This is a genomic window from Streptomyces sp. NPDC048603 (genome assembly GCF_043199475.1).
In the GTDB taxonomy this organism is placed as follows: Bacteria; Actinomycetota; Actinomycetes; order Streptomycetales; family Streptomycetaceae; genus Streptomyces.
Genome location: NZ_JBICVY010000014.1, coordinates 198,763 through 211,788, shown reverse-complemented (window position 1 = coordinate 211,788; position 13,026 = coordinate 198,763). Strand labels below are relative to the sequence as shown.

Below are 13,026 nucleotides of genomic sequence, written 5' to 3'. Positions count from 1 at the left end.
GGGGGGGGGGGGGGGGGGGGGGGGGGGTGGGGGGCCCGCCGCGGGCGCCGCCCCCCCCCCCGGCCCCCCGGCGCCAACCCCCTTAACACAGGGGGGGGGGGGGCCCCCCCCGGGCCCCCCCGCCCCTCTTTTCCGTTCTTCTCCGTCGGTCAGCGACGGGCCTGGAGGAGGTCCTCCAGCTGCTCCTCGCGGGCCTGGGCGGCCACGAACAGCAGCTCGTCGCCGGCCTCCAGGGTCTCCTCCGGGCTCGGCGTCAGCACCCGGTTGCCCCGGATGATCGTCACCAGCGAGGTGTCCTGCGGCCACTCGATATCGCTGATCTGGGTACCGGCCACGGAGGACTCCGGCGGCAGGGTCAGCTCGACCAGGTTCGCGTCGCCGTGGCTGAAGCGCAGCAGCCGGACCAGGTCGCCGACGCTCACCGCTTCCTCCACCAGCGCCGACATCAGGCGCGGCGTGGAAACGGCGACGTCCACGCCCCACGACTCGTTGAACAGCCACTCGTTCTTCGGGTTGTTCACCCGGGCGACCACGCGCGGGACGCCGTACTCGGTCTTCGCCAGCAGCGAGACCACCAGGTTCACCTTGTCGTCACCCGTGGCCGCGATGACCACGTTGCAGCGCTGCAGGGCCGCCTCGTCCAGCGAGGTGATCTCGCAGGCGTCGGCCAGCAGCCACTCGGCCTGCGGCACCCGCTCCACCGAGATGGCGGTCGGCGCCTTGTCGACGAGAAGCACCTCGTGCCCGTTCTCCAGCAGCTCGCCCGCGATGGACCGGCCCACCGCGCCGGCTCCGGCGATCGCGACCCTCATGCGTGTGCCTCCTCGGGACCCTCGGCGAAGGCCGCCTCGACCTTCTCGATCTCGTCGACCCGCATCATCACGTGCACGAGGTCGCCCTCCTGCAGCACGGTCTGCGACGTCGGCAGCATCGCCTCGCCCAGCCGGGTGAGGAAGGCCACCCGGACCCCGGTCTCGTCCTGCAGTTTGCTGACCTTGTGCCCGATCCACGCGGCGGAGGTGTGCACCTCGGCGAGCTGCACCCCGCCGCTCGGGTCGCGCCACAGCGGCTCGGCACCCGAGGGCAGCAGCCGGCGCAGCATCTGGTCGGCGGTCCACCGTACGGTCGCCACGGTCGGGATCCCCAGGCGCTGGTAGACCTCCGCGCGCTTGGGGTCGTAGATGCGGGCGGCGACGTTCTCCACACCGAACATCTCGCGCGCCACCCGGGCGGCGATGATGTTGGAATTGTCACCACTGGAGACCGCTGCGAAGGCGCCCGCCTCCTCGATTCCGGCCTCGCGCAGGGTGTCCTGGTCGAAGCCGACCCCGGTCACCCGCCGACCGCCGAAACCCGCTCCCAGCCGACGGAACGCGGTGGGGTCCTGGTCGATCACCGCGACCGTATGCCCCTGCTGCTCCAAGGTCTGCGCAAGGGCGGAGCCCACTCTTCCGCAGCCCATAATGACGATGTGCACGGCCGTCCTTCCGGCTGTCAGTGGCTGTTCTTCTCTTCAGCCTCATTCATGCTCAGGCTTCACAGGGTCTCAGACCATGGCCCAAGCTACACACGGGCGGTCACCTTTGTGGTCGACAAGCGCGCAGTGGTGCGTAATTGGTGAGGACCACGGCAGGGGGTTGGGCAGCGGTCTTTTCGAACGCTTAACATCCTCTCCGTGTCCAAACTGACCGACGTGCCCAAACGGATCCTGATCGGCCGGGCCCTGCGCAGCGACCGCCTGGGGGAAACGCTCCTCCCGAAGCGCATCGCACTTCCCGTCTTCGCCTCCGACCCGCTCTCCTCGGTCGCATACGCTCCCGGAGAGGTCCTGCTGGTCCTTTCGATCGCGGGCGTATCGGCCTACCAGTTCAGCCCGTGGATCGCGGCAGCGGTCGTCGTGCTCATGTTCACCGTGGTCGCCTCGTACCGGCAGAACGTCCACGCGTACCCGAGCGGCGGCGGCGACTACGAGGTCGCCAACACCAACCTCGGGCCCAAGGCCGGACTCACCGTCGCCAGCGCCCTGCTCGTGGACTACGTCCTGACCGTGGCCGTGTCGATCTCCTCCGGTGTCGAGAACCTCGGATCCGCCGTGGATTTCGTCATCGAACACAAGGTCCTCTCGGCGATCGTCATGATCCTTCTCCTCACGCTGATGAACCTTCGGGGCGTGAAGGAATCCGGGAAACTCTTCGCGATCCCGACGTACGTGTTCATCGCCGCCGTCTTCATCATGATCGCCTGGGGTATCTGGCAGGGCTCGGTCATGGGCGAGACGCTGAAGGCGCCCACCGCGGATCTGGAGATCAAGGCCGAGCACGAGGGAATCGCCGGATTCGCGCTGGTCTTCCTCCTGCTGCGGGCCTTCTCCTCCGGCTGTGCGGCCCTGACCGGCGTCGAGGCGATCAGCAACGGCGTACCGGCCTTCCGGAAGCCCAAGAGCAAGAACGCGGCCAGCACCCTGGCCCTGATGGGCATCTTCGCCGTCACCATGTTCTGCGGCATCATCGGCCTGGCCATGGCCACCGACGTGCGGATGGCCGAGAACCCGGCCCACGACCTGCTCCGCGACGGCGTCCCCGTCGGCGACGCCTACGTACAGAACCCGGTGATCACCCAGGTCGCCGAGGCCGTCTTCGGCGAGGGCAGCTTCTTCTTCATCCTGCTCGCCGCCGCTACCGCCCTGGTCCTGTTCCTCGCGGCCAACACGGCGTACAACGGCTTCCCGCTGCTCGGCTCGATCCTCGCCCAGGACCGCTACCTGCCGCGCCAGCTGCACACCCGCGGCGACCGCCTCGCCTTCTCCAACGGCATCGTGCTGCTGGCGGGCGCCGCCATGCTGCTGGTCTGGCTCTACGACGCCGACTCCACCAAGCTGATCCAGCTCTACATCGTCGGCGTGTTCGTCTCCTTCACGCTCAGCCAGATCGGCATGGTCCGGCACTGGAACCGGCACCTGGCGACCGAGCGCGACAAGGCCGCCCGCCGCCGGATGATCCGCTCCCGGGCCATCAACACCTTCGGTGCGATCTTCACCGGCCTGGTCCTGGTCGTCGTCCTGGCCACCAAGTTCACCCACGGTGCCTGGGTCGCCCTGCTCGGCATGGTGATCTTCTACGGGACCATGTCCGCGATCCGGAAGCACTACGACCGCGTCTCCGAGGAGATCGCCGCCGCCGAGGGTCCCTCGGACGACAGCGTCCGCCCCTCCCGGGTCCACTCCATCGTCCTGGTGTCCAAGGTCCACAAGCCGACCCTGCGCGCCCTGGCCTTCGCCAAGCTGACCCGCTCCGACACCCTCGAAGCGCTCAGCATCAGCGTCGACCCGGCCGAGACCAAGGCGCTGCGGGCCGAGTGGGAGCGGCGCGGCATCAACGTCCCGCTCAAGATCCTCGACTCGCCGTACCGGGAGATCACCCGCCCGGTCGTCGAGTACGTCAAGGGCCTGCGCAGCGAGAACCCGCGCGACGCGGTCAGCGTCTACATCCCCGAGTACGTGGTCGGCCGCTGGTACGAGCACGTCCTGCACAACCAGAGCGCGCTCCGCCTCAAGGGCCGCCTCCTCTTCACCCCGGGCGTGATGGTCACCTCCGTCCCGTACCAGCTGGAGTCCTCGGAGCTCGCCAAGAGGCGGGCGAAGAAGCGCCAGGACTGGAACGCCCCGGGCGCGGTCCGCCGCGGTCCGGTGGACACCCGCCCGAAGGAGAGCAGCAAGTCGTAGGAGCCCCTCCGGGCCACGTAGACTGATGGGTCGGCTGTCTCAGCGGAGAATTCCCGCGGGGACACCGACCCATCAGCCGTTCTTCCGCAGATCCTCTGGAGCCTCCCCACCATGACCACGCCGCAGCACGACAAGAAGCAGCAGTCGCTGGTCGGGGACGAGAAGCCGCAGCCGCTGTCGCTGGTGGGGGAGGAGTACGAGGTCGAGGTCGGCCCCGTCGCGCACGGCGGCCACTGCATCGCCCGCACCGACAGCGGCCGGGTCCTCTTCGTCCGCCACGCCCTGCCCGGCGAGAAGGTCGTCGCCAAGGTCACCGAGGGCGACTCCGACTCCCGCTTCCTGCGCGCGGACGCGGTACGGATCGTCGACGCCTCCAAGGACCGGGTCGAGGCCCCCTGCCCCTACGCCGGCCCCGGCAAGTGCGGCGGCTGCGACTGGCAGCACGCCAAGCCGGGCGCCCAGCGCCGCCTGAAGGGCGAGGTCGTCGCCGAGCAGCTGAGCCGGCTCGCCGGGCTGACCCCGGAGGAGGCCGGCTGGGACGGCACGGTCATGCCGGCCGAGGGCGACAAGCTGCCCGCCGGCCAGGTCCCGCAGTGGCGCACCCGTGTCCAGTACGCCATCGACGAGGACGGCCACGCGGGCCTCCGCAAGCACCGCTCCCACGACGTCCAGGTGATCGACCACTGCATGATCGCCGCCCCGGGCGTCTCGGAACTGGGCATCGAGAAGCGCGAATGGCCGGCGATGGCCTCCGTCGAGGCCATCGCGGCTTCGGGCTCCCAGGACCGCCAGGTCGTCCTCACCCCCCGCCCCGGCGGCCGCCTCCCGCTCGTCGAGCTCGACAAGCCGGTCTCGGTCCTCCGCGTGGAGGAGAAGGACGGCGGCGTCCACCGCGTCCACGGCCGCCCCTTCGTCCGCGAACGCTCCGACGGCCGCACCTACCGCGTCGGCATGGGCGGCTTCTGGCAGGTCCACCCCCAGGCCGCCGACACCCTGGTCCGCGCCGTCATGCAGGGCCTGATGCCCCGCAAGGGCGAGATGGCCCTCGACCTCTACTGCGGCGTGGGCATCTTCGCCGGCGCCCTCGCCGAGCGCCTGGGCGAGACCGGCGCCGTCCTCGGCATCGAGTCGACGAAGCGCGCGGTGGAGGACGCCCGGCACAACCTGGCCGACTTCCCCCGGGTCCGCATCGAACAGGGCAAGGTCGAGTCGGTCCTCCCCCGCACCGGCATCACGGAGTGCGACCTGGTCGTCCTCGACCCGCCCCGCGCCGGCGCCGGCAAGCAGACCGTCCGCCACGTGGCGTCCCTCTCGGCCCGCCGCATCGCCTACGTCGCCTGCGACCCGGCCGCCCTGGCCCGCGACCTCGCCTACTTCGCCGAAGCCGGCTACAAGCCCCGCACCCTCCGCGTCTTCGACCTCTTCCCGATGACGCACCACGTGGAGTGCGTGGCGATCCTGGAGCCGATCCGCGACGACGCCTGACCCGCGGGTTCAGGCGATAACGGTGACGGTGGCGCAGGTCGTGTCCGCATGCCCCGGCTTGCTGACGCACCCGGCGTCAGGTCGTCCGGGCGACCGGCCGGCACACCGCCGGGGAGCATGACCGCCGGTCGGGCGGACCTGCCGCGTAGGGTGCCGCCGGGCGCCGGGTCGGAGCGGTGGCGAGGACTACGCGGGCTCCCTCGCATGCGTCGTCGCGAGGTTTGCGCCGGGGGTTGCGCAGGCTGCTGCTGCCATGCGGGAGGCGAGGGTCAGGAGGTCCAGGGCCTGGGTGGGGGAGAGTTCGGACGGGGCACGGGGGCGCAGTGCGTTCGACGCGTCCAGGCCGGCCAGGGCTCCGGCCGTGAACGCGTCGCCCGCGCCGATGGTGTCCACCACGGTCACCGGGGTCGGGGGGACACTCACCGAGGTGCCGTCCGCGAGGAAGGCGGTGGCGCCCCCGGCGCCCTGGGTGAGCAGGACCAGGCGGCCGCCCGCGGCCAGAGCGCGGCAGGTCGCCGCGGGTTCCTCGTCCGGCCACAGCTGTCGTACGTCCTCGTCGCTGGCCTTGACCACGTGGGCGAGGTCGCAGAGTGCGCGCAGCCGGCGCAGGGCTGCCCCGGGGTCGATGGTGCGGTCCGCGCGCACATTGGGGTCCACGACGAGCAGCAGCCGGCCGGCGGCGGCCTGCGCGGTGGCGTGGACCGCCTCGGCGGCGGGGTCGACGACCGCCGCGAGCCCGCCGGTGTAGAGGGCCGCGAAGTCGGTCAGCCGGTCGGTGAGCGGGGTGAGGTGGAACGTGGCGGTGGCGCCCAGGTGGAAGTCGTAGCGGTTGCCGTGCGGGGCGGGGCTCGCGACGGCGAGCGCTGTGGGCAGCGGGGAATCGGCGCACAGGCCGAGGTCCACACCGGCGGCGGTGAGGCGTTTCCGGTGGGCTTGCCCGAACACGTCGTCGCCCAGGGCGCCGCCGAACGACGTGGGCACACCGAGTACGGCCAGGGCCGCCGCGACGTTCGCCGGCGCGCCGCCGGGCGTGGGCAACAGGGAGCCGTCCCGCGTCGGCACCAGATCGGTCAGTGCCTCGCCCATGACCAGGACACGATCGCGCATCACGGCTCCACCACGATCTTGCGCCCCCTGCCCGCCGCGAAACGGTCGAGGGCGCGCGGGTACTCCTCCAGCGGTATGCGGTCGCTGATGAACACGCTCGGGTCGAGGACGCCGGAGGCGAACAGGGCGGTGGCACGTTCGAAGCTGTGCAGCACGGCCATCGACCCGGTGATGGTGATCTCCTGGTTGTAGATGCGGTACGGCTCGATGGTCGCCGTCGTCGCGTAGTCGGCCACGCCGAACTGGAGGAAGGTGCCGCCCTTGGCGACGCGTCCGAGCCCGTCCTGGATGGCGGCTGCGTTCCCGGTCGCGTCGACGACGAACTCCCAGCCTTCGGGGCGGTCGAACTCGTCGGCGCGGGCGGCGGCGCGGGAGACGCCCAACGTGCGTGCGGTGGCGAGGCGTTCGGGGTTGATGTCCAGGATGTCCACGGAGGCGGCACCGGTGCGTTTGGCCAGCTCCAGCATCATCAGGCCCATCGTGCCGGAGCCGTAGATCAGCACGTTCGCGCCGAGCGGGCTCCTGCTGAGCACGTCGTAGCCGCGCACCGCGCACGCCAGGGGCTCGATCAGCGCCGCGTCGCGTACGTCGACGTGGTCGGGGAGGCGTACGCAGTTGGCCACGGGGGCGACCGCGAACTCCGCCGCCCCGCCCGGCACGCTCACGCCGATCGCGTTCCACCGGTCGCACAGGTTGCCGCGCCCCGCCCGGCAGGAGCGGCACTCGTGGCAGTAGAGCGACGGGTCGACCGCGACCGCGTCGCCGGCGGACACCTCGGTGACGTCCCTGCCCACCTCGACGACGACACCGGCGAACTCGTGTCCGGGCACCACGGGCAGCGTGGGCGCGAACTCCCCGCGCAGGATGTGCAGATCCGTGCCGCACAGGCCGCACGCGGCCACGTCGACGACCACCTCACGGGGCCCCGGGGCGGGGTCGGGAACGGTGGTGACGGTCACCTTGCCGGGCGCCTCGATGAGCGCAGCCCTCATTTCACGGCTCCAAGCGAGAGGCCCTGGACGAGTTTGTCCTGGGCGGCGAAACCTGCGGCGAGCACCGGCAGGGACACGGCGACGGATGCGGCGCACAGCTGGGCGAGGAACAGGCCCTGGCTGGTGACGAATCCGGTGAGGAAGACCGGGGCGGTCTGGGCGGCGACCCCGGTCAGGACCCGGGCGAACAGCAGCTCGTTCCAGCTGAAGATGAAGCAGATCAGCGCGGTGGCGGCGATGCCCGGGCCGGCGATCGGGGCCACGATCCGGGTCAGGATCGCGGGCAGTCGCGCCCCGTCAACCTGGGCGGCCTCGATGATCGAGACGGGGACGTCGGCGAGGAAGGACTGCAGCATCCACACCGCGATCGGCAGGTTCATCGAGGTGTAGAGGAGGACCAGCAGCCAGATGTTGTCGAGCAGTCCGGCGTTGTCGGCGAAGAGGTAGACCGGCAGCAGCCCCGCCACGACCGGCAGCATCTTCGTGGACAGGAAGAAGAACATCACGTCGGTCCACTTGCGCACCGGCCGGATCGACAGGGCGTACGCGGCGGGGAGCGCCAGCGCGAGCACGAACAGGGTCGACATCACGCTCGCCGTGGCCGAGTTGACCATGGACGGCCAGGGGCTCGGGCCGCCGTCCGCGCCGAAGAACGCGCGATAGCCGTCCAGGGTCAGCGAGGCCGCGAGCGAGGGCGGGTTGGTGGCGGCGTCCGGCTCGGAGTGCAGCGAGGTCAGTACCATCCACAGCACCGGCAGGCAGAACGCGAAACCGACCGCCCAGGCGAGCAGGCCGAGCACGGTGGAGCGGCGGCCGGCCCGGCGGGCCGTCGGCGGCAGGGACGCCCGCGGGGCGCCGGACACCCGGCGCGGACGCCGTTCGATCACGGTGGGGGTCATGCGCGGCCCGCCTCCTCCTGGAACAGGGACGAGACCACCCGCAGGGCGAAGGTCGCGATCACGATGGTGCCGATGACGACGAGTACGCCGGCCGCCGAGGCGAGGCCGTACTCGTGGGCCTGGTAGAAGGTCTGGTAGACGGTGTACGGCAGGTTGGCGGTGCCCAGGCCGCCGGAGGTGATGGTGAAGACGGCGTCGAAGTGCTGCACGATGTAGATCGAGCCGAGCAGGATGCCGAGCTCCAGATAGCGGCGCAGGTGCGGCAGCGTCAGATGACGGAAGGTCTGCCAGGCGTTCGCGCCGTCCAGCCGGGCCGCCTCCATCATCTCCGGCGGGCGGCTCTGCAGTCCGGCCAGCAGGATCAGCATCATGAACGGTGTCCACTGCCAGATCAGCGCCGCTTCGACGGCGATCAGGGGACTGTCGGAGATCCAGTCGGGCTGAGCGGGGGTGTCGTCCCCGAACACGCCGGCGATCCATGTCCACGCCCCGTTGAGGAGTCCGTACTCCGGGTTGTAGAGCGCATGCTTCCACAGCAGCGCGGCGGAGACGGGGACCAGGAGGAACGGGGTGATCAGCATGGTGCGTACGAGACCGCGGCCGCGGAACGTGCGGTTGAGCAGCAGCGCGAGGAGCAGACCCAGCAGGACCGACGTCACCACCACGGTGGCCGTCAGCAGGATCGTGGTCAGTACCGAGTCGCGCAGGTCGGCGTCGGTGGCCACGGTCCGGTAGTTCGCGAACCAGGCGAACGCCCGGTCGTCGGGCGCCAGGGAGTTCCAGTCGAACAGGGAGATCACCAGCGTGGCCACGAACGGCAGCTGGGTGACCGCGATCAGGAAGACGAGCGCCGGCAGGAGCGGGGCGCGGGTGGCCCAGGCGCGGGCACCGCGCGGTCCGGCGGGCGTGGTCGTGGGCCCGTCGGCCGACGGCGGTGCGGCGGCGCGGCGTGTGGGTGTGGTCGTGGACACGGTCACCGGTACCCCTGGGCGACCTTGTCGGCCAGCTTCTGGGACTTCTCCAGCGCCTCGTCGACGGACTGGCGGCCGGCGATGGCCGCGCTGATCTCCTGCGACACCTTGGTGCCCAGGTCGGTGAACTCGGGGATGCCGACGAACTGGATGCCGGGCGCCGGGCGCGGCTGGACGCCGGGGTTGTCGGGCCGGGCCGAGCCGATGGCGGCGAGGGTCACCTCGGAGAACGCCGCGGACGCGGCCACGTACTTGGGGTTCCGGTAGGTGGAAGTGCGCTTCCCGGCGGGCACGTTGGCCCAGCCCAGTTGCTCGCCGACCAGTTGCTCGTACTCCTTGCCCGACGCCCAGGAGATGAATTTCCAGGCGTTCTCGCTGTTCTTGGAGGCTTTCTGGATGCCCCATGCCCAGGTGTAGAGCCAGCCGGAGCTCTCGGTCCGCTCGACGGGCGCCTGTACGTAGCCGATCTTGCCCTTGACCGGGGAGCCGGCCGCTTCCAGGGAGCCGGCGGCGGCCGTGGCGTCGTACCACATGGCGGTCTTGGACTGGGTGAGGTTGTTGAGGCACTCGGCGTAGCCGGACTGGGCGGCGCCCGCCTGGCCGTGCTCGCGCACCAGGTCGACGTAGAACGACGTGGCCTGTTTGAAGGCGGGCGAGTTGAGCTGGGGCTGCCAGTCCTGGGTGAACCAGGTGCCGCCCATGGTGTTCACCACGGTGGTCAGCGGGGCCATCACCTCTCCCCAGCCCGGCAGGCCGCGCAGACAGATGCCCTTCATGCCCTTCTCGGCGCCGTCGGCCTTCGCGGCGAGGTCGGCGACCTGCTGCCACGTCGGCCTGTCGGGCATCGTCAGGCCCTTCGCGGCGAACACGTCCTTGCGGTACATGAGGAAGGACGACTCGCCGTAGAACGGCTGGGCGTAGAGCCTTCCGTCCGCCGCGGTGAGCGAGTCGCGCAGCGGTTCGAGGATGTCCTGCTGGTCGAAGGCGGTGTCGGCGGCGACCTGCTCGTCCAGTGGGTGCAGCCACTTGTTCTTGGCGTAGATCGGCACCTCGTAGTTGCTGATGGTGGCGATGTCGTACTGGCCGGCCTGGTTGGAGAAGTCCTGGCTGATCTTGTCGCGCACGTCGTTCTCCGGCAGGACCGTGAAGTTGACCTTGATGCCGGTCTTCTCGGTGAAGTGCTTCGCCGTGAGCTTCTGCAGTTCGATCATGGGCGGGTTGTTCACCATGAGGACGTTGATGCTCTTGCCGTCGCCCGACGCGCCGCCGCCCGCGCCGCTGCAGGCGACGCCGGTGGCGAGCAGGGAAAAGGTGGCGGCGGTGGCCATGGCGCGGGTCCGGAGGACCGGTCCTCTGGCTGAATTGGGCATGACTCCTCCAGGCGTTCGGGTACCTGTGCGGGTGCGTGGTGAAAAGGGGGGAGGCGCGAACGGCCGTACGGGTGCTCAGACGCGGAGCACCTGCGGGCCGAGCAGGTGGTAGCGGTGAGCCTCGGAGGGCGACAGCCCCGAGTCCGTCACTATCGCTTCCAGATCGCGTACGTCGGCGAAGCGGCAGAAGCTCGACGCGCCGAACTTGGTGTGCACCCCGGCGAAGATCCGGCGCCGGGCGGCAGCGACGGCGAGTGCCTTGACCTCGTTGACCGCCGGATCGGGCGTCGTCAGGCCGTGTGCGCGGGAGATGCCGTTGGCCCCGATGAAGGCCAGGTCCAGCACGAAGCCCGCCAGCATACGAGCGGCCCAGTGGTCCACCGTGGCCATCGTGCCGGGGCGCAGCCGTCCGCCGAGCAGCAGTACCGTGGTCTTCTCCGCGCCGGCGAGCACGTGCGCCACCGCCAGGGAGGCCGTCACCACGGTCAGCGGGCGGTCGCGGGGCAGCGCGGAAGCGATGAGCTGGGGGGTGAAGCCCTCGTCGACGAACAGGGTCTCCGCGTCTCCGAGCAGCCGGGCCGCGGCGTTCGCGATCCGGGTCTTCTCCGGCAGGTGCCGGGTGGTGCGCACGGCGAGGGTCGTCTCGAAGCCGGCGCTCTCCACAGGGTAGCCCCCGCCATGCGTACGCCGGACCGTTCCGTGCTCTTCGAGGACGCGGAGGTCCCGACGGACCGTCTCCTTCGCCACGCCGAAGACGGCGGCCAGTTCCGTGACGTCCACGGAACCCTCCTGCCGGGCGATGCGGAGGATCTCACGTCGGCGTTCCTCTGAGTCCACGGTCACACATCCCTGTCCTGAACGCTGCGGTGCGCTGCCCGTTCGGGCTGTTGGCTCGTTTGTACAAGCCGTGACACGGCTGTGAACAGGGGGTTCGTGCCGCGGATGACGCCCGTTTGGGCCCGGGTGCGGAGAGGGATCGCCGCTGGCCACAGGGCACTCGGCCAGGACGCGCGGGCGGTTCGCTGCCCGCCGGCCAGGGTGCCCGCGCCCGCTCGGCGCCCGTTCGGCGCCCGTTCGGCCCGCAGCCGGTGAACCACTTCATTCCGCGGTCCGTCCACCGCCGTGCGCGGCTCCCACGCGGGACGCGCGGACCGTACGTACGGACTCGGGAGGATGTCATGAACCTCAATCTGTCGCCCACGACCCGCAGGTGGTCGCTGATCGGCTTGATCGCCGTGCTCGCGGTCGCACTCGGCCTGGTGGCCGCCGGCACGCTCATACAGCCGGGCCGGGGCGGGGACGAGGCGGGCGTCCGGCAGCAGAAGCAGGCGCAGGGCAAGGGCGGCACGGGTACCAAGGCCACCGCGGGCGGTTCCGTCGCGTTGCGCGAGGTGGGGCGCTGGCCTGCCGACGAGCGTGAGGGGGCCGTGCTGAAGGACACCGCGGGCAAGCGCGACGCCACCGCGAAGGGCACGTTCGGCCGGACCCAGAGCCCGGTGGGCGGCGCCCTCCAGCTGGACGGTGCCACCGGGTTCGCCGACACGGGCGCCCCGATCCTCGACACCGTGAACAAGGACTACTCGGTCGCCGCCTGGGTGCGCTTGGACGGCAAAGGGTTCCGCACCGCCGTGTCCCTCGACGGCGCGCAGGGCAGCGTCTTCTACCTGCAGTACTCCGATGCCCAGAAGCGCTTCATGTTCAGCTTCACCAACGCCCGTGCCGTGGCCCGGAAGGTCGGCGACCCCGAGATCGGCCGCTGGTACCACCTGGTCGGCACCTACAGCCACATGTCCGGCACCCTGAAGATCCACGTCGACGGGAAGCTCGCGGGCAAGGCGCAGGCGCAGAATCCGGAACGGCCGGTGGGCAACCTGGTCATCGGGCGCGCCAAGTTCCAGAACAAGGAGGTCGACTTCTGGAGCGGTGGCATCGCGGATGTCCGGGCCTTCGACCGGGCTCTGAATCCCCAGGAAGTCGCCCAGCTCGCCGCACAGCGCCCGGGCAAGGCATGAGGGTACGGGGCGACCGGAGCGAATCCTGACACGGCCGGCCGGGGTGCGCCACGCCACCCCGGCCGGCCGCCTCTTCTCCGATGCGCGTCCGATCCGTACGCGGGGGTCTGATCGGAGCGCCGTGCGTCCGGCTTTCGCGGATGCGGTCGTCAAACGGGCGGGCAGGAAGGGCCGTTCGGTCAGACCGCGGTCGAACCGCCGCCGCGACAACGGACACAACGAGGATTTCCGGGGCAATAGCGCAGTTTGAATCGGGCGCCGCAGTAACGGCGGCGGAACCGACATGACGCCCGAATGCCGGTAGAACAAAGGGCAGGCGGCTGGAAGTGACGCCTCCACGCATTCATCGAGAAACCGGGCAGGCGAGCCGATTTCAGTACGGACGAGATCGGAATGCGGCCGTCTGCCCGATCGGAATGCGTTCGAGGAAGCCATCCGAGCCATTTCTCGTGCCGTCTCCACGAGAACC

The 13,026-nt window shown here is 70.6% G+C and carries 11 protein-coding genes; 3 read left to right on the top strand and 8 right to left on the bottom strand.

Annotation, left to right across the window (positions count from 1 at the left end; translation table 11 throughout):
- Nucleotides 1–149: 149 nt before the first annotated feature.
- Nucleotides 150–812, bottom strand: coding sequence for a potassium channel family protein (locus tag ACGFQ9_RS31230; protein WP_393578448.1), 663 nt, complete (start codon nt 810–812; stop codon nt 150–152).
- Entirely contained in the window at nt 809–1,477 is a 669-nt protein-coding gene (locus ACGFQ9_RS31225; protein ID WP_393578446.1) for a potassium channel family protein, read from the bottom strand. The genes ACGFQ9_RS31230 and ACGFQ9_RS31225 overlap by 4 nt, the downstream gene beginning before the upstream one ends.
- A 198-nt stretch (nt 1,478–1,675) precedes the next feature.
- Here ACGFQ9_RS31225 and ACGFQ9_RS31220 point away from each other — a divergent pair, with 198 nt between their 5' ends.
- Together ACGFQ9_RS31220 and ACGFQ9_RS31215 are read left to right on the top strand one after the other, a co-directional pair.
- Entirely contained in the window at nt 1,676–3,721 is a 2,046-nt protein-coding gene (locus tag ACGFQ9_RS31220; protein ID WP_393578445.1) for an APC family permease, read from the top strand.
- Between the two features lie 111 nt (nt 3,722–3,832).
- Nucleotides 3,833–5,206 (top strand): class I SAM-dependent RNA methyltransferase, encoded by a 1,374-nt coding sequence (locus ACGFQ9_RS31215; RefSeq protein ID WP_393578444.1) that lies wholly within the window; start codon nt 3,833–3,835, stop codon nt 5,204–5,206.
- Between the two features lie 186 nt (nt 5,207–5,392).
- Here the strand turns inward: ACGFQ9_RS31215 and ACGFQ9_RS31210 are convergent, their stop codons facing one another.
- The 6 genes from ACGFQ9_RS31210 to ACGFQ9_RS31185 form a co-directional block, all read right to left on the bottom strand.
- Nucleotides 5,393–6,313, bottom strand: coding sequence for a PfkB family carbohydrate kinase (locus tag ACGFQ9_RS31210; protein ID WP_393578443.1), 921 nt, complete (start codon nt 6,311–6,313; stop codon nt 5,393–5,395).
- The gene (locus tag ACGFQ9_RS31205) at nt 6,313–7,305 is read right to left on the bottom strand and encodes a zinc-dependent alcohol dehydrogenase family protein (RefSeq protein ID WP_393578441.1); all 993 of its coding nucleotides are present in this window, start codon (nt 7,303–7,305) and stop codon (nt 6,313–6,315) included. Before ACGFQ9_RS31205 ends, ACGFQ9_RS31210 begins: the two co-directional genes overlap by 1 nt.
- Nucleotides 7,302–8,204, bottom strand: coding sequence for a carbohydrate ABC transporter permease (locus ACGFQ9_RS31200; protein WP_393578439.1), 903 nt, complete (start codon nt 8,202–8,204; stop codon nt 7,302–7,304). The genes ACGFQ9_RS31205 and ACGFQ9_RS31200 overlap by 4 nt, the downstream gene beginning before the upstream one ends.
- Nucleotides 8,201–9,181, bottom strand: coding sequence for a carbohydrate ABC transporter permease (locus ACGFQ9_RS31195; RefSeq protein WP_393578437.1), 981 nt, complete (start codon nt 9,179–9,181; stop codon nt 8,201–8,203). The genes ACGFQ9_RS31200 and ACGFQ9_RS31195 overlap by 4 nt, the downstream gene beginning before the upstream one ends.
- Nucleotides 9,178–10,545 (bottom strand): ABC transporter substrate-binding protein, encoded by a 1,368-nt coding sequence (locus ACGFQ9_RS31190; protein ID WP_393578436.1) that lies wholly within the window; start codon nt 10,543–10,545, stop codon nt 9,178–9,180. Before ACGFQ9_RS31190 ends, ACGFQ9_RS31195 begins: the two co-directional genes overlap by 4 nt.
- Before the next feature lie 75 nt (nt 10,546–10,620).
- Complete coding sequence (locus ACGFQ9_RS31185; protein WP_393578434.1) at nt 10,621–11,388, bottom strand: DeoR/GlpR family DNA-binding transcription regulator; 768 nt, start codon at nt 11,386–11,388, stop codon at nt 10,621–10,623.
- A 335-nt stretch (nt 11,389–11,723) separates the two neighbouring features.
- Between ACGFQ9_RS31185 and ACGFQ9_RS31180 the strand changes: the two genes are divergently transcribed.
- The gene (locus tag ACGFQ9_RS31180; protein WP_393578433.1) at nt 11,724–12,557 is read left to right on the top strand and encodes a LamG domain-containing protein; all 834 of its coding nucleotides are present in this window, start codon (nt 11,724–11,726) and stop codon (nt 12,555–12,557) included.
- Nucleotides 12,558–13,026: the final 469 nt, after the last annotated feature.